The following is a 25,636-nucleotide window of genomic DNA, read 5'->3' on the forward strand; positions in this document are numbered from 1 at the left end:
GCGACGCCCGTCACCACCTCACCCGCCACAGGAGTCCCAGTGCCCGCAATCCAGGTTCAGCGTGAACACCAGCTTGGCATGGCACAGGCGCGGCGCATGGCGGCGCAGTGGCAGGCGCGGGTGGAGCAAGAGTTTGACATGCGTTGCACGGTCGACAAGGGCAAGGCCCAGGACAGCATCGCGTTCGAGCGCCCGGGCCTGAAGGGGTGCTTGCTGGTGAGCGCTTCAGCGTTTGATCTGCAGGTGCAGCTGGGGCTGCTGATGGGCGTGTTCAAGCAGCGCATCGAGAGCGAGATCATCGACAACCTCGATCAACTGCTCAGCGAGCATGCGCCCGAATCCAGGCCCAAGCCCAAACCCAAGGCCAGGTCCAGGGCCAAGGCCTGACCCCGGGCTGCCCGCGGCGTTTCAGCCGAGCGATTCAATCAGGTCGACATAGTCCTGCATCGCCTCATCGGTGCCAGTGCCCTTGAGCTTGTCCCAGGCATCCCATTTGGCGCGGCCGACCGGGTCGAGCAGACCGGGGCGCTTGCCGCTGCAATCACCCTCGGTGGCCTGCTTGTAGAGTGAGTAGATTTTCAGCAGCGTGGCGTTGTCCGGCCGCGCGGACAGTTTCTTTGAATTGGTGACGGCGGTCTTGAACTGCGCTTTGAGGGTGGCCATGAAAAGTCTCCTTGCGTGCGGTAGGGGGTGAAATCGCCGGCCCGTTCAGCAGGCAGGCGCAGACGGATTCTGCCGCAGTCGGGGCGTGGCAGCATCGGAATGCCAGCCGGTCGGGGTGGGCGTGATTTTTGGAATCTGGAATTACAATTTTGAGAGCTTGACGCGCACGCGTGGCATGACTTCAAGCGCAAAAAGGCGCATGGAATGCGCGACATGCTCGGGCGCCAGGCCGCCGAAGTAATGCTGCGTCATCAGATGATCCACACCCATCTGGTGTAGTTCAACCACTTTGTCCACGACGTGATCGATCGAGCCGAACAGCGACAGACCGCTTTGGAGGATGTCGTCATAGGTCTGGCGCCTGGCATACAGCCGGGTCTTGACGTACAGATCAAACGGATCGGCCGCGAGCGCACGCGCACGTTCGTCGGTCTCGGCCACATGCGTGTGCAGGCTGACCACGGCATCGCCCGGCTGATAGGGCTTGCCCGCCTCGGCTCGCCCGCGCTTGAATTCGTCCACGATCTGCGCCACATCGGCCCAGCCATCGACCGAGGCATAAGGGACGGAGATGATGGCGTGCCCTGCGCGCCCGACATGGAAGGCCGCCTCGCGGCGCAGGATGGCTACGGCGATCATCGGGGGCTTTTGCAGTGGCAGCACATTGAGCTGCACCGCATCAATGTGGTTGTGTTTGCCGTGGTAGGTCAGCCGCTCGCCGGCCAGCAGGCGCGTGACGATTTCCAGGTTCTCGTCGAAGCGATCGCGCTTTTCTTCCAGCGGGATGCCGTAGCCCTCGAACTCATGCTTGAGGTAGCCCGAGCCAACGCCCAGAAACAGTCGCCCGCCCGAGAGCACGTCGACCATCGCAAAATTTTCGGCCACCTCCAGCGGGTTGTGCAGCGTGAGCACCGAAATCGCCGAACCGATGCGAATGCGCCGGGTGTGGTTGGCCAGGTGCGCCATCATGATGGCGGCGTTGGGGATGGCGCCGTATTCGTGGAAATGGTGCTCGGCGACGAAGAAGGTGTCGTAGCCGAGCTGGTCGGCCAGCGCGGCCTGGTCGGAGACCTCCTTGTAGATATCGGCGACGGTGCGGGTAAAGCCCGGAAATTTTTCCGGCGGGTAGTGGTCGTTGACGGAAAAGATCGAAAAACGCATGCCTTGTCTCCTGTTTTCGTTTATGTCTGCAATGTTCGGTGCAGTGTAGCGACCATGTTTTGCATGAAGACTTGGCTGCGTATGATGCAGGCCACCCATACATCATTTGCGGAGACAAGAGCATGCCCAATACCCATCTTCTCCTCGGCGACGGTGCGCACAAGGTGATTGCGCTGCATGGCTGGTTCGGCCATGCGAATGGCTGGGGCCCGTTTGCCCGGCAGCTGGACGGCAAGGCCTTCAGCTATGCCTTCATGGATTACCGCGGCTACGGCGGCATGCGCGGCTCGGGTGGGCCCTACACCGTGCAGCAGATCGCGCAGGATGCGCTGGCGCTTGCCGACCACTTGGGATGGCAGCGCTTTTCGCTCATCGGCCATTCGATGGGCGGTGCAGCCATCCTGCAGGTGCTGGCACGTGCGCCTGAGCGGGTGCGCGCGCTCGTCGGCATCACCGCAGTGCCGGCCTCGGGCCTGCCCTTTGACGAGCAGGGCTGGCAACTCTTCACCTCGGCCGAGAGCGTGATGGCGGCGCGCCGCGGCATCATTGATTTCACTACCGGCAACCGCCTGAGCGGCGCCTGGCTGGATGCCATGGTGGCCAGCAGCCAGGCGCATTCGGATACTGAAGCCGTCGGTGGCTATCTGCCCTCGTGGGCCAAGACCAATTGCGTCGAACAGGTCAAGGGCCAGGCGCTGCCGGTACTGGTGCTGCCCGGCGAGCATGACCCGGCGCTGGGCGAGGCGACGGCGCGCGCCACCTGGATGCAGCAATTTCCGCAGGCCGAACTGCAGGTGTTGGCGAACGCCGGGCACTACCCCATGGACGAAACGCCGGTGTGGCTGGCGACGGTGATAGAGAAATTTCTTTCGGGCGTGCCGGCCTGAACGCAGCGTTGAACCCGCCTGGGCACGGCTCAGGCGGTTTGCGCCGCCAGCAACTCCAGCGTCTGCTGTGCGGCCACCCACTCCTCATTGGTTTTTTCCACGCCCACGCTCACCCGGCTGCCCGCGGCCGAGATCGTCACTGCGTGGCGGGCGTTGGCCTGCGCGTCGATCTGCACGCCCAGCCACCCCAGCCGCTCGCAGATGCGCGCGCGCAGCAGGTCGTTGTGCTCGCCGATGCCGGCGGTGAAGACGAGCATGTCCAGGCCGCCCAGCACGGCGGTGAGCGCGCCGATCTCGCGCACGATGCGCTGCACGTAGAGCGCAAGCGCCGCGCGTACGCGTTCGTTGCCCGCTTCCAGCGGCAGCAGTTCGCGCGGGTCAGGCGAGACGCCGGAGACGCCCAGCAGTCCGCTGTCGTGGTAGAGCATGGCGGCCACCGCGTCCGTGCTCAGCTTTTGCTCTTGCATCAGATAGATCACCGCTCCAGGGTCCAGCAGCCCGCAGCGCGTGCCCATCATCAGCCCGTCGAGCGCGGAAAAGCCCATGGTGGTGGCCCGGCTTTGCAGGTTCTGCATCGCGCACAGGCTGGCGCCACTGCCCAGGTGCGCAACGATGGTGCGCCCGCATGCCAGATCACCATGGCGCTCGGGCAGTGCGCGGCTCATGAAGTCGTACGACAGGCCATGAAAACCGTAGCGGCGAATGCCGGACTCCCAGGCCGACCAGGGCAGGGCGAACATCTGCTCGACTTGCGGCACGGTACGGTGAAACGCGGTGTCAAAGCAGGCCACCTGCGCCGTCGCTGGGTGCTGTTGCAGGATCAGGCTCATGGCCTTGAGCGGAAAGGGCTGGTGCAGCGGCGCCAGCGGTATCAGCGCGCGCAACTCGTCGATGACCGCCTGGGTGATGCGTGTGGGCGCAAAGTAGTGCTGCCCGCCATGCACCACGCGGTGCGCGACGGCCTTGAGCGGCGCGCCCTGCAGCTGCGCATTGACGCGCGCCAGGATGATCTGCAGCGCGGCGGTGGTCGGGTGCTCGGCATCCAGCACCAGGGGTAGCGGCGCGCGGCCCGACTCATCCAGCGTCGGTTGCGCCTGGCCTATGCCTTGCACCTTGCCGCTGTAGAGCGCGGCGCGCGGCAGCGGCGTGCTGCCGGTATCGAACAGGGCGAACTTGATGCTCGACGAGCCGCAGTTCAGGACGAGGATGGGGCCTTGATCGCTCATGGTGTTGCTCGGGCGGTGCATCGGCATGTCGGCGTTCATGGGCTTGCCAGCAGGCGTGCAATCGCGCAGGAGGCCAGCCGCGTGGTGCGCGAATCGGACCGGCTGGTGAGCACCAGTGGCACGCGCGCGCCCATCACGATGCCGGCGCTCTCGGCGCCGCCGAGGTATTCGAGCTGCTTGGCAAGCATGTTGCCGCTTTCCAGGTCCGGCACCACCAGCACATCCGCCTGCCCGGCGACGGGCGAGGTGATGCCCTTAACCTGTGCCGCCTCGGGCGAGACGGCGTTGTCGAAGGCCAGCGGCCCATCGAGCACGCCGCCGGTGATCTGCCCGCGGTCGGCCATCTTGCACAGCGCGGCGGCATCCAGCGTGGCCGGCATGCGCGGGTTCACCGTCTCCACTGCGGCGAGGATGGCGACCTTGGGCAGCGCCACGCCCAGCACCTGGGCCAGAGCGATGGCGTTGCGGATGATGTCGGCCTTGTCCACCAGCGTGGGGGCGATGTTGATGGCGGCGTCGGTGATGAGGAAGGGGCGCGGGTAGCTGGGCGTCTGCATCACGTAGCAGTGCGACAGGCGCCGCTCGGTGCGCAAGCCGACCTCGGGCGCCAGCACCGCGGCCAGGTATTCGTCGGTGTGCAGGCTGCCTTTCATCAGCGCCTGCACTTCGCCCTTGCCGGCCAGTTGCGCGGCTGCGGCTGCGGCTGCGTGGCTGTGGGGCGCATCGACGATTTCACAGCCGCTCAGGTCCAGTGCGCTTGCTTGTGCCAGATGTTCGAGTTTTGCCTTGGGTGCGACGAGCACCGGAGCAATGACGCCTGCATCGCGCGCGTCCAGCGCGCCGGCCAGGCTCAGTGCATCGCAGGGGTGCACGACGGCGGTGCGCATCGGTGCCATGCCGTGCACCTGGTTGAGCAGACGGGTGATGCCCTCGCGCAGGGCGGGTGCTTGGGTGGTGCTCATGCGGTCCGTGGTCCTTGAGGAAGAACCCGGATGCTATCCGCTGGCACGGGTCAGGGCTGAAACAGCGTGTTGAGCTCGCGCCCGGCCGTGGCGCCTGCGAAGCCGTCAAAACGTCCTTCGGTGGCGAGTGCGCTGGCGGCGCGCATGAAGCCGCCCCAGGCGGCACGTGCCAGAGCGCCGCCGACGCTGATGCGGCGCACGCCGAGCGCCGCCAGATCGGCGACGCTGAAGGCGCTGGTGCCGCCCACCAGCACGTTGACCGGCTTGGGCGCGCAGGCGGCGACCACGGCGGTGATCTGCTCGTGCGTATGGATGCCCGGCGCGTAGAGGCAATCGGCCCCCGCTTCGTCGTAGGCGCGCAGACGGGCGATGGCGTCGTCAATGTCTGGCCGGCCGACGAAGAAGTTTTCCGCACGGCCAATCAGCATCACGTTCTGGCCGCTGGCAGCGATCGCCTCGCGAGCGGCGCGCAGGCGCTCCACGGCGCGCGGGATCTCCATGAGGGGTGCGTAAGGGTTTCCCGTGGAGTCTTCAATGGAGATGCCGGATATGCCTGTAGCGCAAGCCAGACCTACGTTATGCGCTACGCCTTCAGGAGTATCAGCATAGCCGCTCTCGAAATCCGCGTTCACCGGCAGATCGGTGGCGGCGACGATGCTGCGCAGGTAACCGAGTACGGCTTCAAGCGGCATGGCGCCGTCCCGCGCGCCATGCGACCAGGCGAACCCCGAGCTGGTCGTCGCCAGGGCCTTGAAGCCCAGGCTGGCGAGGTAGCGTGCCGAGCCGACATCCCAGGGGTTGGGGATGACGAAGCAGCCCGCAGCATGCAGTGCGCGAAACTGCGTGTGCCGCGCCTCGAGCCGCGTTGGTTCCGGTGGGTTCATGGCGGGTGCCTCCTCGCGATCATCGTAGCGCTGCCGTGGGAAGCGCGCCAAAAGGGATTCAGGGGCGGGAAATCGGTGCGCCCCCATAGACGGATGCCGGATCGACCTTGACGTCGATCACCATCGGGCGCTTGCGGTCGCGCGTGGCGATCGCTTGCATGGCCGATTGCAGCTCGGCGCTGCTGGTGACCGTGATGCCCTTGGCGCCAAAGGCTTCGGCGATGCGGGCGAAATCGCGCTGCGGCAGCAGCGACAGGCTGGGGTCCATGTTGTGTGCGGTCAGCGCGATGTGCTCGGCGCCGTAGCTGCCGTCGTTGGGCACGACGATGATGAGGTCCAGCTGCTCGTCCACCGCCGTCGCCAGCTCGCTCAGGCCGCTGAGCGTGAAGCCGCCGTCGCCCACGACCAGCAGCGTGGGGCGCTCGCCCGCGGCCCTGGCGGCGCCGATCGAGTGGGCCAGACCCAGGCCGATGGAGGAGAAGCCATTGCAATCCACATAGGAATGCGGGTTGGGCACCGAGATCACGTTCCAGAAGGCGAACATGAAGCGGCCGGAATCGGTTAGGAACACGCGGTCCCTGGGCAGCGCTGCTTCGAGCGCGAAGGCGATCTCGTACAGGTCCACCGTGCCGGCGGGGGTTTTGTGCATCAGCTTCTGGCGCTTGTGCGCATCCCAGGCCTGAAGCTGCTCACGCAAATGCTCGCTGCGCGCACCGGAGCCGGGGATTTCCGCTTCGTCCAGCCACTTGACCATGGCGTCGGCCGTCAGGCCCGGGTCACCCACCAGGCCCACCGTCACCGGCGTGCAGCGGCCGATCTCGCTGGCCAGCGGGTTGATCTGGACGATGCGCTTGCCGCGTGTCAGGCCGCGGTGGCCCGAGGTGTACTTGTTGAGGCTGGCGCCGAAGACCACGAGGCAATCGGCCTTGCCGATCACGTCCAGCGCCACCTCATGGCTCACGGTGCCCGAGATGCCGAGGTGAAACGGATCGCCAGCGAAAAGACCCTTGCCGCGCAGGGAAGTCGCCACCGGCGCCTCGATGCGGTGGGCAAAACGCAGCACCGCCGCCTCGGCTTCGGGGGTATCAATGCCGCGCCCGCCAATGACCACCGGCAGGTGGGCCGAGGCGATGATGCCGATGGCATCGTCCATGTCGGTGCTGCTGGGGATGGCGCTGCGCGTTTGCGGCAGGCGCAGCGCGGGTTTTTCGTATTCGATCTCCTTCCACTGCAGCTCGACCGGCATGTTGAAGACGATGGGCCGGCGCTCGGTCCAGGCGCGATGAAACGCCCGCACCAGGTCTTCGGCCACCGTATCGATGCCGCGCAGGTTGACCACGCCCGCGCCGGTGGCGGTGACCAGCTCCACATGGTTGATGTGCTGCGCGTGCTCCAGGTCGGTCGCCGGGGTCACGCCGGCCAGCAGCACCATGGGGGTGGCGGCCTTCACGCCCTCGATCAGCGCGGTGACGGTGTTGGCCAGCCCCGGGCCATGGGTCACCGTGGCCACACCGATGCGGCCGGTGACGCGCGCCCAGCCCTGCGCCATCAGCACCGCGCCGCCTTCGTTGACGGCGGGGAAGTAGTGGCCCTGGGTGTCGCGGCGGAAGCTGTCCACGACGTAGACGCAGCCATCGCCCAGCACGCCAAACAGCTCGGTGCACCCCATGTCCCACAATCCGTGGGCGATGGCTTCATAGACTTTCATGTTCGCTCCTTGCGTTGTTTTCCAGACCGATCGCTGACAGCGCGGCTCCCGGCGAATTCTGGATCAACATGCGCCGCAGGGCAGCTCGATGCGGCAGAAACAGCTTCATCAGAAGTGCCAATAATCGCGCCCCATGCCCTACCGCACCGCTACCCTCATCGGCCTGATCGCTGTCGTTCTCTGGGCCTCCATCGTCGGCCTGATCCGCAGCGTGAGCGACGGCCTGGGCGCCACCGGCGGCGCCGCGCTGATCTACACCAGTGCCTCTGTCCTGCTGGTGTTCAGCGTGGGCCTGCAGGGGCTGCGCCGCATGCCGCGGCGCTATCTGTGCTGGGGCAGCCTGCTGTTCGTGAGTTACGAGCTGTGTCTGTCGCTCTCGATTGGCTACGCGCACACCGGCCAGCAGGCGATCGAGGTCGGCATGGTCAATTACCTCTGGCCGACGTTCACGCTGCTGGCGGCGATTGCCTTCAACGGCCAGCGCGCCAACTGGCTGGTCGCGCCAGGCGCGCTGGTGTCCATGCTCGGCATCGTGCAGGTGCTGGCGGGCGAGCGCGGCATTGATCTGGCCGGCATGTGGGCCAATGTGCAGGACAACCCCCTGAGCTATGGCCTGGCGTTTGCCGGGGCCGTGATCTGGGCCGCCTATTGCGCCGTCACCGCGCGCATCGCCCGGGGCAGCAACGCAATCACGCTGTTCTTCATGCTGACGGCGCTGGCGCTCTGGGCCAAATACCTGCTGGACGGTGGCGGCGCGATGCACTGGAGTTGGCCAACCACCGTTTACCTTGCGCTGGCCGCCTGTGCCATGGGCTTTGGCTATGCGGCCTGGAATGTGGGCATCCTGCACGGCAACGTGACGCTGCTGGCGGGCGCGTCGTACTTCATCCCGGTGCTGTCGGCGGCACTGGCGGCGGTGATGCTGCAGGTGCCGCTGGCGGCGCCGTTCTGGATCGGCGCCTTCATGGTCTGCGGCGGTGCGATTTTGTGCTGGCTGGGCACGCGGGAAGGGGCGGCCTGAGCCACCGGCGCCTGTGCGTCGCCCATCGGACAGGCGTTTGGGCTGCCGCGCTCCCAAAATCCGCGGCATGACTTCCCCGTTGCGCTCCACCCTCGATTTCCTGCTCTACGACTGGCTGCAGGCACCCGCCCTGACCGAACGGCCGAGGTTCGCCGACCATTCGCGCGAGACCTTTGACGCCGTGCTCGACACCTGTGAGCGCATCGCGCGCGAGAAATATGCGCCGTTCAACCGCCAGGTCGACACCGAGGAGCCGCGTACCGAGCCCGACGGCGCAGGCAGCCTGCGCGTGGTGCTGCCGCGCTGCACGCACGAGGCGCGCCAGACCTACGCCGACAGCGGCATGCTGGCCGCGGCGCAGGACTACGCGCTGGGCGGCATGCAGCTGCCCTGGCTGGTGGATGCGGCGGCCAACACTTTTTTTGGCGTGGCGTCGATCAGCATTGGCTCCAACCTGCTGACCACGGGCAACGCCAACGCCATCCTGGCGCACGGCACTGCCTTGCAGCAGCAGGTGTTTGCCGCCAACGAGTTCAATGGCCGCTGGGCCGGCACGATGTGCCTCTCGGAGCCGCAGGCGGGCTCTTCCTTGAGCGACATCGCCACGCGCGCCGTCGCTGATGGGGCGGACTTTGCCGCCGACCCGCTCGGCCCGCGCTACCGCCTGACGGGCAACAAGATGTGGATCAGCTCTGGCGAGCACGAGATGACGGAGAACATCGTGCACCTGGTGCTGGCCAAGATCCCGCAGGCCGATGGCACGCTGGTGCCGGGGGTCAAGGGGATTTCGCTGTTCATCGTGCCGAAATTTTTGGTGGAGGTGGGCAGCCCTCACCCCGGCCCTCTCCCAGAAGGAGAGGGGGGAGTACCGCTGGGCGCTGGCGATGGTCCCGACTCCTTCCCCCTCTGGGGGAAGGCTGGGATGGGGGCTGCGCGCGTCACGCTGGGCGAGAGGAATGACATCGCCCTTGCCGGCCTGAACCACAAGCTCGGCTGGCGCGGCACGACGAATACGCTGCTGAACTTTGGCGAGGGCCGTTACCCCGTCAAGGGCCAGGCCGGCGCCATCGGCTACCTGGTCGGCCAGCCCGGCGAGGGGCTCAAATGCATGTTTCACATGATGAACGAGGCGCGCATCGCCATCGGCATGGCGGCCACGGCACTGGGGCTCGCCGGCTATTACGCCAGCCTGGACTACGCCAAGACCCGGCTGCAGGGCCGGCCCGTGGGCGCCGGCGGCAAGGACGCCGCTGCGCCGCAGGTGGCGCTGATTGAGCACGCCGACGTCAAGCGCATGCTGCTGGCGCAAAAGAGTTTTTGCGAGGGCGCGCTGGCGCTCAACCTGTACTGCGCGCGGCTGGTCGACGAAGGCCGCACCGGCGCGCCGGAGGCCGCGGCCGAGGCCAAACTGCTGCTGGAGCTGCTGACACCGATCGCCAAAAGCTGGCCGAGCGAGAACTGCCTGGAGGCCAATTCGCTGGCCATCCAGATCCACGGCGGCTATGGCTATACGCGCGACTTTGCCGTCGAGCAGTACTGGCGCGACAACCGCCTGAACATGATCCACGAGGGCACGCACGGCATCCAGGCGCAGGATTTGCTCGGGCGCAAGGTGGTGATGCAGGGCGGCGCGGCGCTGGCGCTGTGGGCCGCGCGCGTGCAGGCCACGGCAGTGGCGGCCGCGCAAACGCCGGCGCTGGCCGCCTGGGCCGGGCAGTTGCAGCAGGCGCTGGCGCAGCTGCAAGCGGCCACGCGCGATGCCTGGAGCAGCGGCGACCCGGCCGCGGCGCTGGCCAACGCCGTGCCCTATCTGCAAGCCTTTGGCCACGTGGTGCTGGCCTGGGTGTGGCTCGACGTGGCGCTCTGCGTGCAGCAGCAGGATGCTCCGCTACCGATAGCTGCCAACGCAGGCAGGATGGGCGCTGCATGCTATTTTTACCATTACGAACTGCCAAAAATAGCCGCCTGGCTGGCGCCGGTGGCGCGGCGTGACAGCACCTGCATGGCAGTGCCAGCAGATGCTTTTTGAATGATAGCTTCAGTCGCTTGATAGGCATGCCTTGGCGGCATTTTTGACGCAAAATGCCACCATGCGCACCCTGCTCATCGTCCATCACACGCTCACCGGCGGCACGCTACAGATGGTGCAGGCGGCGCAGCAGGGGGCGGCGGGTGAACCGGATGTGCAGGTGCGACTGCTGAGCGCCCAGGAGACCGGTGTGGGTGACCTGCTGGCCGCAACGGGCTATCTGTTTGCCACGCCGGAAAACCTGGCCAGCATGGCCGGCATGATGAAGGATTTTTTTGACCGCACGTATTACGGCGCGCTGGGTCGTATCGAGGGGCGTCCGTATGCGGGCATGGTCTGTGCCGGCAGCGATGGCGAGGGCGCGGCGCGCCAGATGGCACGCATTGCCACGGGCTGGCGCTTGAGACCGGTGGCCGAGCCCCTCATCGTCTGCACCCATGCGCAAACGCCGGAGGCGATTGCGGCGCCCAAGCACATAGTCGAGGCCGATCGCGAACGCTGCCGAGCGCTGGGCGAGGCGCTGGCTGCCGGGCTGGCACTGGGCATTTTTTAGCGCAGCGTAGACTTGCCTTGTGCGCTATAAAATGGCTGTTCCCGCACTGCGGGCAGCCATTCGCTGATGGCCTCCGTATGATGGTGTTGCAGGTCTGCACAGGAAATCATCGTGCGAGAACGTGTCCATTGCAGCGCTCTTTTCCACGATCGGTCACCAGTGTGAATTGCGCCCTGGTTTGCGGTCTTGCTTGTTTTCATCCCATGTCTTTTATTTCTACGCTGGAGCCCATCGTTCAGGACGTGATCGCGCCCACGGCCGAGATCACTGACAAAGAGGCCCGATTCCCACGTGCTGCACTCGACGCCTTGGGCGCGGCTGGGCTGCTGGGCCTGATCAGTCACCGCGATGTCGGTGGTTTGGGTCTTGGCCTGACCGAGGCAACCCAGGTCGTCGAACGCATTGCGCGCGATTGCTCTTCCACCGCCATGGTGCTGACCATGCACTACGCGGGTACCACCCTGATCGAGAAGTATGGGCAACGTGCCCTGCGCGAGGCGATTGCCGCCGGTCGGCACCTGACCACGCTGGCGTGGTCAGAGGTGGGTACGCGCAGCCATTTCTGGGCACCGGTGGGTACGGCCCGTCGCGAGGGGAACGCGGTGGTCCTCGATGGACGCAAGAGCATGGTCACGTCGGCAGGCGCGGCGGATTCCTACGTCTGGTCCTCACGCCCTACGCAGGGCGATGCAGCTTGCAGCCTCTGGGTGGTCGACAGCCGCCTGCCGGGTTTGTCCAGCCCCGCTCCGTTCGATGGGCTCGGCTTGCGCGCGAACGCTTCGGCGCCGGTCAGCGCTGAAGGTGTGCGCATCGGCCTCGACTGCCTTCTGGGCGACGACGGCCAGGGCGCCGAACTGATGAACAACGATGAGTTGCCGACGTTCACGGCGCTGATTGCCTCCTGCTCCATCGGCATGATGGATGGTGCGCTCTCGCGTGCCACGGCGCACATCACCCACGGCCGTTTTGCCGAAAGCGGCAGCAGCATTGCCGATTTGCCGACGGTGCGCGCGTATCTCGCACGGGCCTGCATCCGTGCCGACCAGGCGCGCCTGTTGCGCGACGACACGCTGGCGGCACTGGCTGCAGGGCGTGCCGATGCGACACTGCGTGTGCTGCAGGTCAAGGCCAGCGCTGCCGAGGCTGCGCTGGAAGTGACTGATACCGCAATGCGCATTTGCGGTGGCGCGGCCTTCCGCAAGGATCTGGGCATAGAGAGGATGTTCCGCGATGCGCGAGCGGCATCTATCATGGCGCCGACGTCGGACGTACTGTTCGATTTCATCGGCGGTGCGCTGTGCGATGCCGCGGCCCCCAAAAAATAAGGCGTTTTCCAGGATCTCCCATGCGTTCATCCCCTCTCATGCTTGGCGCCGTTGCCTATGCGCCCAAGGTCGTCACCATCTGGGAAGGCTTCAAGGCGTGGTTGGCAGAGCGCGGCTTTGCCATGGACTACGTCTTGTATTCCAACTACGAGGCGCAGGTGCAAGCGCAGTTCACGGGCGATATTGCATTCGCCTGGAATTCACCGCTGGCCTGGGTGCGGGCCGACCGCATGGCGCGCGCGCGCGGTCAGAGCGTGCGTTCGCTGGTGATGCGTGACACTGATCAGGACCTGCAGTCGGTGCTTGTCGTCAAGGCCGACAGCCCGCTGAAGCAATTGGCCGATCTGCGTGGCCAGGCGGTGGGCTTTGGCGCCATCGATTCACCGCAAGCCACGCTGATTCCGCTCGATCATCTGCAGCACCAGGGGGGCTTGGTGGGCGGACGTGAGTACGAGGTGTGCCGCTTTGACGTGCTCGGCGGCAAGCATGGCGACCATATCGGCGGTGAACGTGATGCGGCGCAGGCCATGCTCAGAGGCGAAGTGGCGGCAAGCTGGATGATTGCCGGCAACTACCAGGCGTTCGCGCAAGAAGGGACTTTGCCAGCCGGCGGAACGCGCGTGCTGGCCACGACGAGCTTGTTCGACCACTGCACGCTTACCGTGAGCCCCGGCGTGGATGCGCAGGCGGCCGATCGCCTGGGCGGGTTGCTGCTGTCCATGGATTGGGACGATGCGCAGGTACGCCCGCTGCTGGAGCTTGAAGGTTTGCGCCAATGGCGCGCGGGGCGCACCAGCGGGTGGGCGCTGCTTGAACGTGCGGCAACGGAGCAGGGGTTTTATGACGCCAACGGTGGACTGCTCGCCAGCGACTATCGATATTGAAGACTTGGGCTTCGATGCCGGGGCGCACCTGCTGGTCAAGCACGCGCTCGCGCACGTTGCGGTAGGTGGTCGGCTGCGTGTGACCGGGCAGGGCGCGGGCTGGCAAGCGCCGCTTGCCCATTGGTGTCGCTCGCAAGGGCACGCCATCAGCCTTGAAGGCGAGGCCGCCGTGATTGCGCGCGGCAGTGCACAGACCGGGCGTTGGCGCGATGCGCTGGCCACCGGGCGCAGCGATCCGCACGTGCCGGGTGCGGTGCTGGAACAGGCCGAACCCGGTTGGGGGTTGGCCGCCCGCGGAGCACTGGTGGAGGCGGGCTCGCCCTCGTTTGCGTTTCGCCTGGATCGCAAGGAAGAAGTCTGGTGCGACAACGCGGCAGAGCTCTATGCGCAGGCTGTCGCGGCGCAGTGGAACCCGGATACCGCATTGGACTGGAGCGTTTCATTCACGCACCCGCCCGAGATCGAGCAAGCTGTGTGCCAGGTTATGACCTACATGGTGGAGAACGAGAACGCTGCGCTGCTCGTTCCCGCTCGCTTTCTTGGCCAGATCCACCCGCATTTCCGCGAGATGCAGGCAGCGCTTGCCATTCAGGTGGCGGACGAGGCGCGCCATATCGACGTCTTCACCCGCCGCATTCGCAAGGGCGGGCGTGAGCCCGCACTTTCCACCGCGGGTGGACAGGCGTCGCTCAAGACGCTGCTCGATGAGCCGGACTTTTCGATGGCGAGCTTTTTGCTGTCGGTACAGGGGGAGGGCAGCTTTGTTCATTTGCTGCAGTTTCTTGCCGAGCACGGGCCGGATCCGCTTACGCGCCAGATCTGCAAGCTGGCGGCGCGCGACGAGGCACGTCATGTGGCTCTGGGCATGTCCCACCTGCTCTATCGCCTGCAGGCTGGGCCTGCGCTGCGCCAGCAATTGGCCCGGGCGATGCAGCAGCGCCACGAGGGCTTGTCCGGGACTTCGGGTTTGAATGAGGAAGTGTTCGATGCGCTGATCCTGATAGGTGCAGGAGCCTTGGACATCGCGGCGCTGCGGCGAGGCTTTGAGCGTGTGCAGGCATTGGTGCGGGACATGGCCGGGGGGCGCTTTGCACGCTTGCTGCGCTTGGGTTTCGAGCGCGACGAGGCGCAGCGGCTTTCGCTGCTGCACACGCGCAATTTCATGTGACCCGCGATCTGGATTCAGCGTGAGCCATCCTTCACTGTCGCAGGGCACAGCCTCCTGGTGGCGTGGTCCCATGTCCGCGCAGCGTGCGGTGCTGCTGCTCACGCTGTACCTGCTGCTCACGGCCAATTGGCCGCTGTGGCTGAGCCTGGCGCGTATTGCCCAGGGTCAGGGCGATGTGCTGTCGCTGGGTGTCCCCATGCTGGGCCTGCTCGCCAGTGCGACGCTGGCGGTGCTGGGCGTGACCGCCTGGTCGCGCGGCATGCGCTGGCTCTGGTGGCTCTTGCTGCTGGTGGCGGCGCTGGCGCAGTACTACATGCTGACCTACCGGGTGGTGATGGACCCGGGCATGCTCACCAACGTGATGCAGACCGATGTGCGCGAGACGCGCGATCTGCTCACCGCCCGTCTGCTGACGTCAGTGCTGCTGGTGATGACGCTGCCGACCTGGTGGTTGCTGCACCTGCAACTCCTGCCCGCTCCCTGGTGGCGCCAGATGGCGCGCAATGCGGGTTTGATCGCGCTGGCGCTGGCGCTGGCAGGAGCCACCATCGCGCTGGGTTCGCGCAGCCTGGCGCCGCTGATGCGCAACCACACCGAACTGCGTTACCTGATGAACCCGGCAGCGCCGCTGTTTTCGAGCGTGATGGCCGTGCACGACCAATGGTTCAGCCGCCCGCGTACCCTGGTGAAAATGACCGCAGGCGCGGCGCTTGGCGCGAGCCATGCCGGCAACCGACGGCCGCTGCTGCTGGCACTGGTGGTGGGCGAAACCGCGCGTGCGGACCATTTCGCGCTCAATGGCTATGCGCGTGCCACCAACCCCGAGCTGGCCCGTCGCGATGATGTACTGAGCTGGCGCGACGTGTTTTCCTGCGGCACCAGTACCGCGGCATCGCTGCCGTGCATGTTTTCGCCATTGGGGCGCGATGGCTTCCTCGCGCGCAGCGAGGACACGGAAAACCTGCTCGATGTCGTGCAAGCCGCCGGTCTTGCGGTGCTGTGGCTGGATAACCAGAGTGGCTGCAAGGGTGTGTGCGACCGCGTGCACCATGCGGATGCGATCGACGGCTTGAGCCCGCAGCAGCGCCAGCAGCTGTGCCCCGGCGGTGAATGCAGCGACGAGGCCATGCTGGCAGGGCTGGATGCGCGCATCGCCGCGTTGCCCGAGGCCGAGCGCGCGCGCGGCGTGCTGCTGGTGCTGCACCAGATGGGCAGCCATGGCCCGGCCTACTACAAGCGTTCAACGGCGGCGCAGAAAACGTTCGAACCCGAATGCCGCACCGAAGTGCTCTCCGACTGCGATCAGCAGGCGCTCATCAACGCCTACGACAACTCCATCGTCGCCACCGATGCCTTTCTGGCCGGCACGGTGGATTGGCTTGCGCAGCGCTCGGCGCAAAGCGACACCGGCCTGCTGTACGTGAGTGACCACGGCGAATCGCTCGGAGAATACGGACTGTACCTGCACGGCATGCCCTACGCGGTGGCGCCCGACGTGCAAAAGCATGTGCCTATGCTTGCCTGGTTCAGCGCGCCACTGCAGCAGCGCCTGGGGCTTTCGCCGGTTTGTTTGCGCACGCATCTGGATGCGCCGCTGACGCACGACAACCTGTATTCGTCGGTGCTCACGCTGCTCGATGTGCGCTCGCCCAGCTACAACCGCGCGCTGGATCTGTTCGCGGCCTGCCGTCGTGAATAGCGCTGCGCACACCTCCCAGGGTTCGTTCACTTCTGCCAGCGCGCTGGACCGCGCCGTCGTGGTGGCGGCTGTCGCACGCATCGAGCAGGGCGGGGCGCTGGAAGACGATGCACCGCTGCGCCAGGCCTTTGCCGCCGCAGCGGACCGGCCTGTGCAGGTACAGCAGCGCGCCTGGCTGCTGGGTGAGCGTCTGGGTGTGGTGGCCGAGCTGGCGCGCTGGCGGCGTGCCACGCGCCTTTGCGCTTTACTGCTGGCGCTGCTGCTCGCGCTGGCGGGCCTGCTCGCCGGGCGGGCGGTGCTGAGCGAAGCGCGCAGCATCAACGCCATCGCGGCCTTTGCCAGTCTGCTGGGGTTGCACCTCGTGACGCTGGTGATGTGGTTTTTTGGCCTGCTCTGGGACATGAAGAGCGGCAGCCGCCACGGCGATTGGTCTCTGGGCCGCTGGGCCTTGGCCTGGGCCGCGCGCCTGCCGCCAGACCGCGGGCGGCATGCGCCCGAGATCTGGCAGGCCTTTGCCGCGCTGGTGCAGCGCCAGCGCCTGTGGCCTTGGCTTGCGGGTCTGCTCAGCCACAGCATCTGGGCGGTTTCGCTCACGCTCACGCTGGCGGTATTGCTGGCGGGGTTTGCCTTCCAGGCCTACGCGCTGCATTGGGAAACAACGATCCTGAGCCCGGCGTTTTTCCAGCGCTTTGTCGCCTGGACGGGCAGCTTGCCCGCGCTGCTCGGCTTTGCCGTGCCCGATGCCGATGCGGTGCGCGCCGTGGCTGCCCACCACACCGCCGATGCCGTGCAGCAGCGCGCCTGGGCCTGGTGGCTGATTGGCTGCGTGGTGGTGTATGGCGTGCTGCCGCGGGCGCTGCTTGCGCTGCTGAGCCTTGCGCGCTGGCGCAGCGGGCTGGCGCGGCTGGCGGTGGTGGACACGGCCGATCCGCAGATCCAGCAGATCGTGCGGCGCCTGGATGCGCTGGAGCCGCCGCCGGTGGTGGTCGATGCCGAGCGGCGCGGCGTGGCGCTGCCCGCGCGGGCCGAACGCGAACCCGGCAACGCCGCGGCAGGGGTGGTGTTGATCGGCTTCGAGCTCCCGCCCGAGCTCGCCTGGCCGCCGACGGAGCTGGCCGGCGCTGGTGGGGGCTGGAGCGTGAATCTCAGCGGTAGCGCCGAGGAGCGTGAGGCCTTGCACGCACGCCTGTTGCGGGAGCGGCCAGGCGCGGCGCTGGTGGTGGTGGCTGCGCCGGGCAGCCCCGATCGCGGCACGGCGCGCTGGCTGCGTGAACTGCGCCAGAGCGTGCCTGAGGTCGCCGTGCTGGCCACGGGCGGTGATGGCGTGGCGCGCTGGCGCCGTTGGATGGATTCAGAGGGTTTTGAGGATCTTGCGCTTATGGAACATGCGCAACAAGCTATTGAATGGATAGTGAAAAGGAGCCAGCAATGAATGGCCAGCCCTTGACCGCCGTGGTGGTGGGCCATACCAACGCGGGCAAGACCTCGCTGCTGCGCGCGCTCACGCGCCAGCGCGATTTCGGCGAGGTGTCTGATCGCCCCGGCACCACGCGCCATGCCCAGGTGGTTGATCTGCGCATTGCGGGCGAAGTGCTGGCGCGCTTTACCGATACGCCCGGGCTGGAGGATTCCATCGCGCTGCACGGGTTTCTGGCGCAGCAGCCGGGCCAGACGCGGCTGGAGAAAATCCGCGCTTTTCTCGCCGGCCCCGAGGCCCGCGCCGCCTTCGAGCAGGAAGCCAAGGTGCTGCGCGCGCTGCTCGATGGCGCGGACTGCGCGATGCTGGTCCTGGATACGCGCGCGCCGGTGCTGCCCAAGTACCGCGCCGAGATCGAAATCCTCGGCTGGTGCACGCGGCCCATCATGCCGGTGCTCAACTTCACCGCCGACGCCGCCAGCCGCGTGCCCGAGTGGCAGGCCCTGCTGCGCGAATGCAGCCTGCATGCCCAGGCGCAGTTCGATGTGGTGGCGCCGCTGCATGGCAGCGAGCAGCAGCTCTACGCCGATCTGGCCACGCTGCTGCCGCCCGAGCGGCGCAGCCAGGTGGCCGCCATCGGCGCCGCGCTCTCGCAGGCCGCGCAGGAGCGCGAACAGGCCGGCTGGCGCATCGTGGCAAGCACACTGATCGACGTGGCCGCCATGCGTCGGCAAGTAGCGGCCGAGGTGCTGCAGGATGAGGTCAGGCGCGAGCAGTGCGTGCTTGAATTCCGGACCGCGCTGCGCGCCCATGTGCAGGCGGGCATGGATGCGCTGCTGGCGCTGCACGCCTTTCGCGCGGGCGATGCCGAATTGGCGGACCTGCCCGAGCTCGCGGGCCGCTGGAAGGACGACCTTTTCGACCCCGAACTGCTTGCGCAGGCTGGCATGCGCCTGGGCTTGGGCTCGGTGATCGGCGCCGGCGTCGGTGCGATCGCCGATCTGCTGCTCGCGGGCCTGTCGCTGGGTGCCGCGACTACGCTGGGGGCTACCGTAGGCGGCGCCCTTTCGGGCGGTTGGCGGCCGCTGTGGCGCAAGCTGGAAAACCGGCTGAGCGGCGTGCAGGAACTGACCGCGGAAGATGCGCTGCTGTGGCTGCTGCTGCAGCATCTGCATGCCCTGGCGCTGGCACTGGCCAGTCGCAGCCATGCAGTGCAGGATGCCTTGCGCATGCCGCTGGCACCCGCCGCGGCTGCCGAGGGCCCGGAGACAACGACCGCCTTGCCGCGCGCGTTGCTGTCCAGCCTGTTGGTGGCGCGCAGCCACCCGGATTGGGAGCGCAAGGGTCGCGGCGCTGGCGGTGGCGAAGAGCGCGATCGCTTGGAGCTGCGCCTGGCAAACCAGCTGGCCAGCGGGCCGGCGCTGGCGTAGTGATAACTGCCAGGAAATTCAAGAATTTTCAGGCTCTAGCGCTTGACTGCAAAGCGTCAGCAGCTATCGTTTTTACTTCTTTTCGCGCGGCTGACGCCCCATCAGATAGAACTCCGGGTTGGGCATCATGCCGGAGAAGCTCGCCATGCGATTGGACAGGCCGAAGAACGCGGTGATGGCGGCGATGTCCCAGATGTCCTCATCGTCAAAACCGTGCGCATGCAGCCGCTCGAAGTCCGCATCCTCGATGGCGCTGGACTGCTCGCAAACCTTGAGCGCGAAGTCCAGCATGGCGCGCTGGCGCGGCGTGATGTCCGCCTTGCGGTAGTTCACCGCCACCTGGTCGGTGACCAGCGGCTTTTTTTCGTAGATGCGCAGAATGGCCCCATGCGCGACGACGCAGTACAGGCACTGGTTGGCCGCACTGGTGGCGACCACGATCATTTCGCGGTCGCCCTTGGAGAGACTGCCTTCCTCTTTGAGCATCAGCGCATCGTGGTAGGCAAAGAACGCGCGCCACTCGGCCGGGCGGCGGGCAAAGCCGAGGAACACATTGGGGATGAAGCCGGCTTTCTCCTGCACTTCCAGGATGCGAGTGCGGATGTCCTCGGGCAGGCTGTCCAGGGTGGGGGCGGGGTAGCGTTCGGTCATGGCTTTCTCCTGGGGGTGGCGCCAGCCTGTGGCGGCGCGTAGATGTACTCGCGGTTGAAGGGGTAGCACGATTGCGCGCCGCGCATTGTGCCTGTCTCCTGCCGTCCATCGGGATGGGTCATCAAGATCTGGTGCAGCGCCACCCAGCCCTGCTCAAAGCCCAGCGCGCAGCCCGCAAGATAGAGGCGATAGGCCCGCAGCGCCTGCTCACCCTGCTCCTGGCCGTGCTGGGCCACCAGGATGGCGCGCGCGCCGGGCAGCTGTGCCTCCAGAGCGTCCGACCAAGCCCAGAGGGTTTTGGCGTAGTGCGGGCGGATGTTTTCGGTATCCACCATCTCAAGGCCCGCCCTGGCGATCTCATGCAGTGCCACGCTTACGTGCAGCAGCTCGCCACCGGGGAAGATGTAGCGATCGATGAACTCGCCCATCCCGGCGCCCAGTTCATCGTTGTCGACGCCGCCAGCGGTGATGCCGTGGTTCATTGCCAGGCCCCCGGGCTTGAGCAGGCGGCGCACGGTAGCGAAGTAGGACGGCATCTGCGCGCGGCCCACATGTTCGAACATGCCGATGGAGGAAATCTTGTCGAAGGGCTGATCCACTTGCAGCTCGCGGTAATCCTGCAGCAGCACGCGCACGCGGCCCGTGAGGCCCCGCTCCTCGATCTGCCGTTGCACATAGGCGTACTGGTTCTTCGACAGCGTGATGCCGGTGCCATCGATGCCGTAATGCTCGGCGGCCCACAGCAGCATGCCGCCCCAGCCGGCGCCGATGTCCAGCAGCCGCTCGCCGGGCTTGAGCTGCAGCTTGCGGCAGATGTGATCAAGCTTGGCCTCCTGTGCCTGCGCCAGGGTCATCTCGGGCGTGCGGTAGTAGGCGCAGGAATAGACCCGGTAAGGATCGAGCCACAAGGCGTAGAAATCGTCGGAAATGTCGTAATGGAACTGGATGTTCTTCGCATCCTTGGCCGTGGTGTGCCTGGCCTTGGAGACATACCAGGCCAGTGTCTGGCGCCACCAGCTGGTGTGCTCGTCCTGCGCCGGATCGGTGCTCAAAAGCGCTTGCGCCGCAGCCATCAGATCGCGCACGCTGCCTTCGAACTCGACGCGTCCCTCGACGATGTCGGCGCCCACCGTGCCGATGGCGCCGGTGGCAAGCGCGGCGATCGCCGTCTGATCGTGCAGCTTCAGCGTGAGCGAAGCATGGGCCGGGCCCACGCTGTCTCCGCCCGGCAGCTGTATGCGCATGGGGACCGGAGACAGAGCCAATCGGGTTTCCAAGGCGTCGTACGGCAGTTTCATCGCGCGGGTCTCCTTGTTGGTGTGTTGCGAATATCCAGTTCTAAAGTATTTCCTGTTTTCATTGAATGGGCATTGGCGAAAAACCCTGCCCTGCATGCAGTTTCGTGCCTTTGACGCACAAAAAAGCCGCAAGAAAATTCATGCGGCTTTTCTGGAGGCTGCGCCGCAGGGCGCAGTCGGTTTACTTGAGCGACAGAATCCAGTCGACCAGCTGTTTGGCCTCTGCTTCGTTGACATTGGCATTGGCCGGCATGGGAATCGGGCCCCAGACGCCGGAGCTGCCCTTGAGAACGGCCTTGATCAGCTGCGCTTCGGCATCTTTCTGGCCGGCGAACTTCTTGGCCACGTCCTTGTAGGCCGGGCCCACGACCTTTTTGTCGACGCTGTGGCAGGCCATGCAGTTCTTGGACTTGGCCAGCGCTTCGTTGGCGAAGGCGGGTGAGGACGCGGCAAATGCCAAGGTCATGGCAATCAAAGCAGCTTTCATGGTGACTCCTTTACGGTTGGCTGGAAATACGGTCTGTATAACGCTATTCTAGTAACTGGCGTTGACCGGACCGGTCGGTGCACCATTATTTACCTTGGAGCAGCTTGTGTACACCTTGATTCTGGGCATCTTGCTGGTGGCGCTGAAATACCTGGAAATCGGCCCGGTGGCGCAGTGGTCGTGGTGGTGGGTGTTGTCGCCCTTTGCCGTCACGCTGCTGTGGTGGGCCTGGGCGGACATGACGGGCTACACCAAGCGCAAGGCGATGGAAAAGATGGAAGAGCGCAAAAAAGAGCGCATCGACAGACAGAAGGAAACGCTGGGGCTGGCGCCGCGCCGGCCGCGCTGACGCGCCAGCCCGGTGCGGCGGCGCGTCAGGCTGGCTGAGGCCGCCCCTCGGCGGCAGCCATGGGGTCGTAGCCAGGCGTCTTCAGCATCTGGTGCAACTGGCGGCGTCGCACGCCCATGTTGCCGCCATCGAACAGTGGGAAGGCGAGCGCGTCCTGCATCAGCGCGGCCAATGGCGTCATGTCGAGCGCGTAGCTGTCCATGCCGACGAGGCGCATGGTGTCGTAGATCGTCTGCACCGCGGTCTCGGTGCAGAAGACTTTGCTCATGATCGCCATTTCCTCGGATGCGCCGTTGGTGCTGTCCAGGTAGTGGCATGCCTTCCACATCAGGTAGCGGCAGGCTTCGATGCGCATCTTGATGTCGGCGAGCTGGTAGCCGACGGTCGGGTGCTCGATCACGGGCACGCTGCCCGAGCGCTTGTCGGTCTTGGCGAACTGCCAGGCGATGTCGAAGGCGCGGCGCATCGCGCCCGTGCATTCGGCACCGACCAGGGCGCCGGTCCATGCGAACACGCTTGAGCAAATCCTGATGCCGTCGCCCGGCTGCCCGAGCAGGTTGTCCAGCGGCACGCGCACGTTGTTGAAACGGATGCGCGGCAAGTCGACCGCGCGGTGGCCCATTGCGTTGATGTGGCCAACGACTTCAATGCCGCCGGCCGAACGCGGCACCACGATGACCGCGAGCGATTCGCTTGCCGGCCTGCCGCGGCCGATGCGGCAAACCAGCGTGTAGACATGCGCGCCCTGGTTGTCCCAGCCGCTGCCGTTGGGCGTCCAGTGCTTCTCGCCGTTGATGACCCATGCGTCGCCATCGCGTTCGGCGAAGGTCCGTACTCCGGCATCGGGGTCGGCGCAGTCGAAATTGGCGCCGCCGGTGACTTCGGTGAAGGCAAACGACGCGAGCTTGTCGGTGCCTGATTCGACGAAATCGGGCAGGAAGCGGCGCTTTTGCGCATCGCTGCCGAACTGGATGATCGCTTGCAGGCCCAGACCGGTGCCTATCAGCGAGGTGGGAACGTTGATGTCAACGGCGGTGAGCTCCTCGCCAGCGATCCCGAGGTCCAGCACCGACAGGCCGCCGCCACCGTACTCTCGCGGGATGAAACCGGCCAGCAGTCCGGCACGGGTCAGCTCAAGAAAGAACGGTCGCGTGGCGGCGAAACGCTCGTGCGGGTGCTGCAATCCGGCAATGGTCGAGGGGACGCCCGTGAGCACGCGGGAGGCAATCTCGCGTGCGCCCGCCTGCAGCTCTCTCTGTGCCGCGCTGGGGGTGAAATCTATGGTCATCGTGTCTCCTTCTGGTGGTGCCTGCGACCACGCGCGTGCGGCGTGGTCGCTCGACGTCAGAAAGAGAGCACGCGCCGTGTGGCGCGCGGGCCGCGCCCGCCGCGCAGGCCGGCAAAGGATATCGCCCGCCGCGCGCGCCGAGGCAATGCGCGCAACGCCGGCAGGGTTACTCGGCCTGTGTGCCTGGAGCCGCCGCGTTGTGGCGCCAGGCGGGCGCCCGTACCTCAGTCAAATGCATCGAGCACCGCGCCGCGGCTGGCCGTCGATGCATTGCGTGCGAACTTGGCCAGCACGCCGCGGGTGTAGCGTGGCGCAGGGGCCTTCCAGGCGGCGCGCCGGCGTGCGATTTCCTCCTCGGGCACGTTCAGTTGCAGCACCAGTTGGTGCGCGTCGATGGTGATCGAATCGCCCTCGTGCACCAGCGCAATCGTGCCGCCCGCGAACGCCTCGGGCGCCACATGACCGACCACCATGCCCCAGGTGCCACCCGAAAAACGCCCGTCGGTGATCAACCCCACGCTCTCGCCCAGGCCTTCGCCGATCAGGGCGCCGGTGGGTGCCAGCATCTCGGGCATGCCCGGGCCGCCCTTGGGGCCGAGGTAGCGCAGCACCATCACGTCGCCGGCCTGGATCTTGTGGCCCAGGATCGCGGCAAGCGCCGATTGCTCGTCGTCGAACACGCGTGCCGGGCCGGTCATCACCGGGTTTTTGAGGCCGGTGATCTTGGCGACGCAGCCCTCGGTGCTGAGGTTGCCGCGCAGGATGGCCAGGTGTCCTTGTGCGTACAGCGGTTTGTCGATGGGGTGAATCACCTTCTGGTTCGCACGCGGCTGATCGGGCACGTCCTTGAGCGTTTCGGCGATCGTCTTGCCGGTGATCGTCATGCACTCGCCGTGCAGCAGCCCGGCGTTCAGCAGCATCTTCATTACCTGCGGAATGCCGCCGGCCTTGTGCAGGTCGACGGCCAGGTACTGGCCGCTGGGCTTCAAGTCGCAGAACACCGGCACCTTCTTGCGGATGCGCTCGAAGTCGTCAATGCTCCACTCCACCCCGGCCGCGTGCGCGATCGCGAGGAAGTGCAGCACCGCATTAGTCGAGCCGCCGACGGCCATGATCACCGCCACCGCGTTCTCGATGGCTTTTTTCGTGACGATGTCGCGCGGCTTCAGGTCCTTCCTGATCGCCTCGATCAGCACCTTGGCCGATTCGCGCGCCGAATCCACTTTCTCGGAGTGCGGGTTGGCCATGGTGGACGAGTAGGGCAGGCTCATGCCCATGGCCTCGAAGGCGCTGCTCATGGTGTTGGCGGTGTACATCCCGCCGCACGAGCCGGTGCCGGGAATCGCGTGCTGCTCGATCTCCTTGAGCTGTCCGTCGCTGATCTTGCCCGCGGCGTTCTCGCCCACGGCTTCGAAGACGCTGACGATGTTCAGGTCGCAGCCGTTCACGCAGCCGGGCAGAATGGTGCCGCCGTACACGTAGATACTGGGCACGTTGGCGCGCAGCATGCCCATCATGCCGCCGGGCATGTTCTTGTCGCAGCCGCCGATGACGACGCAGCCGTCCATCCACTGCTGCACGCAGGTCTCGACGCAGTCGCTGATGACCTCGCGGCTCACGAGCGAATACTTCATGCCTTCGGTGCCCATGGCCATGCCGTCGCTGATGGTCGGCGTGCCGAACACCTGCGCATTGCCTCCGGCCAGCTGAATGCCCTCGATGGCGGCGTCCGCCAAGCGCTGCAGGCCGCTGTTGCACGGCGTGATGGTGCTGTGGCCGTTGGCCACGCCGACCATGGGTTTCTTGAAGTCACCCTCCTTGTAGCCCATGCCGTATCGAGCGGTTGGGTGCGCGGGCCTTGCCTTCGGTAATATGGGCGGAGCGGTGGTTGATGGCTTTGGGATCGGTCATGGCGAAGCAGGGGTGGCGTGTCGGCCACGGGTTGAAGGAGACTCTGCCAAGTGTAGTGCGGCCAACGCGGCTCGCCGAGGGGGTGGGAATGGCGGCGCGGTGGGTCGCAGAGGCTTTTGGAAGGACTGGACATGGATGAACGGCATGCGCGCGTGAGCGCGAGCTTCGAGCGGCAGGGGCTGATGAAGACCCTGGGTGCGCGCCTGGCAAGGGTGGCCGATGGCGAAGTGGACATCGACATGCCGTTCGGTGGCGCGCTGTCGCAGCAGCACGGCTATGCGCATGCCGGCTCGATCACCAGCATCGTCGACAGCGCCTGCGGCTATGCGGCGCTGACTCGCGCGCCCGTCGGCTGCGGCGTGGTGACCGTGGAGTTCAAGGTGAACTTCCTGCGCCCCGCGATCGGACAGCGCTTCCTGGCCGCGGGCCGCGTAGTGAATGCCGGCAAGACCATGGGCGTGTGCACCGGCGAGGTGCGCGCGTTCACCGGCGAGGGCGGCGACCACAAGGTGGTGGCGCTGATGCAGGCCACCATGGCGTTTGTCAGGGAAGGGGCCTGAGGAAGGAAAACGCCCGGACTGGTGAACCCTGCCCGGGCGGTGCGCATGCTCAACGGGGTGCGGGTGCCGGGTGCA

24 protein-coding genes and 1 pseudogene are annotated in these 25,636 nt (G+C 66.3%); 13 read left to right on the top strand and 12 right to left on the bottom strand.

From position 1 onward, the window contains the following. Positions 1–39: 39 nt before the first annotated feature. The gene (locus ABS45_RS08350; protein ID WP_291554897.1) at positions 40–387 is read left to right on the top strand and encodes a polyhydroxyalkanoic acid system family protein; all 348 of its coding nucleotides are present in this window, start codon (positions 40–42) and stop codon (positions 385–387) included. 21 nt (positions 388–408) lie between these two features. Here ABS45_RS08350 and ABS45_RS08355 read toward each other — a convergent pair whose 3' ends face one another. Both ABS45_RS08355 and ABS45_RS08360 read right to left on the bottom strand, forming a co-directional pair. Continuing rightward, positions 409–663: an acyl-CoA-binding protein gene (locus tag ABS45_RS08355; protein WP_291554899.1), complete on the bottom strand. Its 255-nt coding sequence runs from the start codon at positions 661–663 to the stop codon at positions 409–411. Positions 664–804: 141 nt separating this feature from the next. Further along, a complete protein-coding gene (locus tag ABS45_RS08360; RefSeq protein ID WP_291554901.1) occupies positions 805–1,824 on the bottom strand; it encodes an LLM class flavin-dependent oxidoreductase in 1,020 nt (339 codons plus the stop codon). Positions 1,825–1,946: 122 nt separating this feature from the next. On the opposite strand from ABS45_RS08360, the gene ABS45_RS08365 reads away from it, so the two are divergent. Next, positions 1,947–2,711 (top strand): alpha/beta hydrolase, encoded by a 765-nt coding sequence (locus tag ABS45_RS08365; protein ID WP_291554903.1) that lies wholly within the window; start codon positions 1,947–1,949, stop codon positions 2,709–2,711. 29 nt (positions 2,712–2,740) lie between these two features. Here ABS45_RS08365 and ABS45_RS08370 read toward each other — a convergent pair whose 3' ends face one another. The 5 genes from ABS45_RS08370 to ABS45_RS08390 are packed head-to-tail and all read right to left on the bottom strand — an operon-like array spanning position 2,741 to position 7,600. Continuing rightward, positions 2,741–3,937: an acetate/propionate family kinase gene (locus tag ABS45_RS08370; RefSeq protein ID WP_291555208.1), complete on the bottom strand. Its 1,197-nt coding sequence runs from the start codon at positions 3,935–3,937 to the stop codon at positions 2,741–2,743. 35 nt (positions 3,938–3,972) lie between these two features. Beyond that, positions 3,973–4,899: a bifunctional enoyl-CoA hydratase/phosphate acetyltransferase gene (locus tag ABS45_RS08375; RefSeq protein WP_291554905.1), complete on the bottom strand. Its 927-nt coding sequence runs from the start codon at positions 4,897–4,899 to the stop codon at positions 3,973–3,975. 50 nt (positions 4,900–4,949) lie between these two features. Then, positions 4,950–5,783, bottom strand: a complete 834-nt coding sequence (locus ABS45_RS08380; protein ID WP_291554907.1) for an isocitrate lyase/phosphoenolpyruvate mutase family protein — start codon at positions 5,781–5,783, stop codon at positions 4,950–4,952. Positions 5,784–5,841: 58 nt separating this feature from the next. Beyond that, positions 5,842–7,491 carry a thiamine pyrophosphate-binding protein gene (locus ABS45_RS08385; protein ID WP_291554909.1) on the bottom strand — a complete coding sequence of 550 codons (1,650 nt, stop codon included), beginning with the start codon at positions 7,489–7,491 and terminating at the stop codon, positions 5,842–5,844. Beyond that, positions 7,478–7,600 carry a hypothetical protein gene (locus tag ABS45_RS08390; RefSeq protein WP_291554911.1) on the bottom strand — a complete coding sequence of 41 codons (123 nt, stop codon included), beginning with the start codon at positions 7,598–7,600 and terminating at the stop codon, positions 7,478–7,480. Before ABS45_RS08390 ends, ABS45_RS08385 begins: the two co-directional genes overlap by 14 nt. Positions 7,601–7,624: 24 nt before the next feature. Here ABS45_RS08390 and yddG point away from each other — a divergent pair, with 24 nt between their 5' ends. The 9 genes from yddG to ABS45_RS08435 all read left to right on the top strand — a co-directional run bounded on the left by yddG (position 7,625) and on the right by ABS45_RS08435 (position 19,017). Then, positions 7,625–8,512 carry an aromatic amino acid DMT transporter YddG gene (gene yddG, locus ABS45_RS08395; protein WP_291554913.1) on the top strand — a complete coding sequence of 296 codons (888 nt, stop codon included), beginning with the start codon at positions 7,625–7,627 and terminating at the stop codon, positions 8,510–8,512. Between the two features lie 67 nt (positions 8,513–8,579). Further along, a complete protein-coding gene (locus ABS45_RS08400; RefSeq protein ID WP_291554915.1) occupies positions 8,580–10,541 on the top strand; it encodes an acyl-CoA dehydrogenase in 1,962 nt (653 codons plus the stop codon). A 61-nt stretch (positions 10,542–10,602) separates the two neighbouring features. Next, positions 10,603–11,094 carry an NAD(P)H-dependent oxidoreductase gene (locus ABS45_RS08405; RefSeq protein ID WP_291554918.1) on the top strand — a complete coding sequence of 164 codons (492 nt, stop codon included), beginning with the start codon at positions 10,603–10,605 and terminating at the stop codon, positions 11,092–11,094. Between the two features lie 203 nt (positions 11,095–11,297). Continuing rightward, positions 11,298–12,419, top strand: a complete 1,122-nt coding sequence (locus tag ABS45_RS08410) for an acyl-CoA dehydrogenase family protein (protein WP_291554920.1) — start codon at positions 11,298–11,300, stop codon at positions 12,417–12,419. A gap of 20 nt (positions 12,420–12,439) precedes the next feature. Then, the gene (locus tag ABS45_RS08415; RefSeq protein WP_291554922.1) at positions 12,440–13,303 is read left to right on the top strand and encodes a PhnD/SsuA/transferrin family substrate-binding protein; all 864 of its coding nucleotides are present in this window, start codon (positions 12,440–12,442) and stop codon (positions 13,301–13,303) included. Continuing rightward, positions 13,260–14,471, top strand: coding sequence for a ferritin-like domain-containing protein (locus tag ABS45_RS08420; protein ID WP_291554924.1), 1,212 nt, complete (start codon positions 13,260–13,262; stop codon positions 14,469–14,471). The genes ABS45_RS08415 and ABS45_RS08420 overlap by 44 nt, the downstream gene beginning before the upstream one ends. Before the next feature lie 70 nt (positions 14,472–14,541). Continuing rightward, complete coding sequence (locus ABS45_RS08425) at positions 14,542–16,170, top strand: phosphoethanolamine--lipid A transferase (RefSeq protein ID WP_291554926.1); 1,629 nt, start codon at positions 14,542–14,544, stop codon at positions 16,168–16,170. After that, entirely contained in the window at positions 16,163–17,602 is a 1,440-nt protein-coding gene (locus ABS45_RS08430; RefSeq protein ID WP_291554928.1) for a DUF2868 domain-containing protein, read from the top strand. The genes ABS45_RS08425 and ABS45_RS08430 overlap by 8 nt, the downstream gene beginning before the upstream one ends. After that, the gene (locus ABS45_RS08435; protein WP_291554929.1) at positions 17,599–19,017 is read left to right on the top strand and encodes a GTPase/DUF3482 domain-containing protein; all 1,419 of its coding nucleotides are present in this window, start codon (positions 17,599–17,601) and stop codon (positions 19,015–19,017) included. The genes ABS45_RS08430 and ABS45_RS08435 overlap by 4 nt, the downstream gene beginning before the upstream one ends. A gap of 72 nt (positions 19,018–19,089) precedes the next feature. On the opposite strand, the gene ABS45_RS08440 is transcribed toward ABS45_RS08435, so the two are convergent. From ABS45_RS08440 to ABS45_RS08450, 3 genes are all read right to left on the bottom strand, one after another. Further along, positions 19,090–19,668, bottom strand: a complete 579-nt coding sequence (locus ABS45_RS08440) for a peroxidase-related enzyme (protein WP_291554931.1) — start codon at positions 19,666–19,668, stop codon at positions 19,090–19,092. Next, on the bottom strand, positions 19,665–20,966 hold the full coding sequence (locus ABS45_RS08445; protein WP_291554933.1) for a class I SAM-dependent methyltransferase: 1,302 nt from the start codon (positions 20,964–20,966) through the stop codon (positions 19,665–19,667). The genes ABS45_RS08440 and ABS45_RS08445 overlap by 4 nt, the downstream gene beginning before the upstream one ends. A gap of 181 nt (positions 20,967–21,147) precedes the next feature. Beyond that, positions 21,148–21,453 (bottom strand): c-type cytochrome, encoded by a 306-nt coding sequence (locus tag ABS45_RS08450; RefSeq protein WP_291554934.1) that lies wholly within the window; start codon positions 21,451–21,453, stop codon positions 21,148–21,150. Positions 21,454–21,559: 106 nt separating this feature from the next. On the opposite strand from ABS45_RS08450, the gene ABS45_RS08455 reads away from it, so the two are divergent. Beyond that, entirely contained in the window at positions 21,560–21,802 is a 243-nt protein-coding gene (locus ABS45_RS08455; protein ID WP_291554936.1) for a TIGR04438 family Trp-rich protein, read from the top strand. A gap of 25 nt (positions 21,803–21,827) precedes the next feature. On the opposite strand, the gene ABS45_RS08460 is transcribed toward ABS45_RS08455, so the two are convergent. Both ABS45_RS08460 and ilvD read right to left on the bottom strand, forming a co-directional pair. Next, positions 21,828–23,090: an acyl-CoA dehydrogenase family protein gene (locus tag ABS45_RS08460; protein ID WP_291554938.1), complete on the bottom strand. Its 1,263-nt coding sequence runs from the start codon at positions 23,088–23,090 to the stop codon at positions 21,828–21,830. Positions 23,091–23,314: 224 nt separating this feature from the next. Further along, positions 23,315–25,001: pseudogene (gene ilvD, locus ABS45_RS08465) on the bottom strand (dihydroxy-acid dehydratase). Between the two features lie 131 nt (positions 25,002–25,132). Here ilvD and ABS45_RS08470 point away from each other — a divergent pair. Beyond that, positions 25,133–25,561 carry a PaaI family thioesterase gene (locus tag ABS45_RS08470; protein WP_291554940.1) on the top strand — a complete coding sequence of 143 codons (429 nt, stop codon included), beginning with the start codon at positions 25,133–25,135 and terminating at the stop codon, positions 25,559–25,561. Positions 25,562–25,636 lie beyond the last annotated feature (75 nt).

The sequence above is a fragment of the Comamonas sp. SCN 65-56 genome, assembly GCF_001724135.1.
GTDB lineage: Bacteria > Pseudomonadota > Gammaproteobacteria > Burkholderiales > Burkholderiaceae_C > Comamonas_C.

What these genes read in the sequence shown, in the direction of transcription:
- ABS45_RS08355 (WP_291554899.1), bottom strand. Translation starts at nt 663, where the DNA reads ATGGCCACCCTCAAAGCGCAGTTCAAGACCGCCGTCACCAATTCAAAG.
- ABS45_RS08360 (WP_291554901.1), bottom strand. Translation starts at nt 1,824, where the DNA reads ATGCGTTTTTCGATCTTTTCCGTCAACGACCACTACCCGCCGGAAAAA.
- ABS45_RS08365 (WP_291554903.1), top strand. Translation starts at nt 1,947, where the DNA reads ATGCCCAATACCCATCTTCTCCTCGGCGACGGTGCGCACAAGGTGATT.
- ABS45_RS08370 (WP_291555208.1), bottom strand. Translation starts at nt 3,937, where the DNA reads ATGAGCGATCAAGGCCCCATCCTCGTCCTGAACTGCGGCTCGTCGAGC.
- ABS45_RS08375 (WP_291554905.1), bottom strand. Translation starts at nt 4,899, where the DNA reads ATGAGCACCACCCAAGCACCCGCCCTGCGCGAGGGCATCACCCGTCTG.
- ABS45_RS08380 (WP_291554907.1), bottom strand. Translation starts at nt 5,783, where the DNA reads ATGAACCCACCGGAACCAACGCGGCTCGAGGCGCGGCACACGCAGTTT.
- ABS45_RS08385 (WP_291554909.1), bottom strand. Translation starts at nt 7,491, where the DNA reads ATGAAAGTCTATGAAGCCATCGCCCACGGATTGTGGGACATGGGGTGC.
- ABS45_RS08390 (WP_291554911.1), bottom strand. Translation starts at nt 7,600, where the DNA reads ATGAAGCTGTTTCTGCCGCATCGAGCTGCCCTGCGGCGCATGTTGATC.
- yddG (WP_291554913.1), top strand. Translation starts at nt 7,625, where the DNA reads ATGCCCTACCGCACCGCTACCCTCATCGGCCTGATCGCTGTCGTTCTC.
- ABS45_RS08400 (WP_291554915.1), top strand. Translation starts at nt 8,580, where the DNA reads ATGACTTCCCCGTTGCGCTCCACCCTCGATTTCCTGCTCTACGACTGG.
- ABS45_RS08405 (WP_291554918.1), top strand. Translation starts at nt 10,603, where the DNA reads ATGCGCACCCTGCTCATCGTCCATCACACGCTCACCGGCGGCACGCTA.
- ABS45_RS08410 (WP_291554920.1), top strand. Translation starts at nt 11,298, where the DNA reads ATGTCTTTTATTTCTACGCTGGAGCCCATCGTTCAGGACGTGATCGCG.
- ABS45_RS08415 (WP_291554922.1), top strand. Translation starts at nt 12,440, where the DNA reads ATGCGTTCATCCCCTCTCATGCTTGGCGCCGTTGCCTATGCGCCCAAG.
- ABS45_RS08420 (WP_291554924.1), top strand. Translation starts at nt 13,260, where the DNA reads ATGACGCCAACGGTGGACTGCTCGCCAGCGACTATCGATATTGAAGAC.
- ABS45_RS08425 (WP_291554926.1), top strand. Translation starts at nt 14,542, where the DNA reads ATGTCCGCGCAGCGTGCGGTGCTGCTGCTCACGCTGTACCTGCTGCTC.
- ABS45_RS08435 (WP_291554929.1), top strand. Translation starts at nt 17,599, where the DNA reads ATGAATGGCCAGCCCTTGACCGCCGTGGTGGTGGGCCATACCAACGCG.
- ABS45_RS08440 (WP_291554931.1), bottom strand. Translation starts at nt 19,668, where the DNA reads ATGACCGAACGCTACCCCGCCCCCACCCTGGACAGCCTGCCCGAGGAC.
- ABS45_RS08445 (WP_291554933.1), bottom strand. Translation starts at nt 20,966, where the DNA reads ATGAAACTGCCGTACGACGCCTTGGAAACCCGATTGGCTCTGTCTCCG.
- ABS45_RS08450 (WP_291554934.1), bottom strand. Translation starts at nt 21,453, where the DNA reads ATGAAAGCTGCTTTGATTGCCATGACCTTGGCATTTGCCGCGTCCTCA.
- ABS45_RS08460 (WP_291554938.1), bottom strand. Translation starts at nt 23,090, where the DNA reads ATGACCATAGATTTCACCCCCAGCGCGGCACAGAGAGAGCTGCAGGCG.
- ABS45_RS08470 (WP_291554940.1), top strand. Translation starts at nt 25,133, where the DNA reads ATGGATGAACGGCATGCGCGCGTGAGCGCGAGCTTCGAGCGGCAGGGG.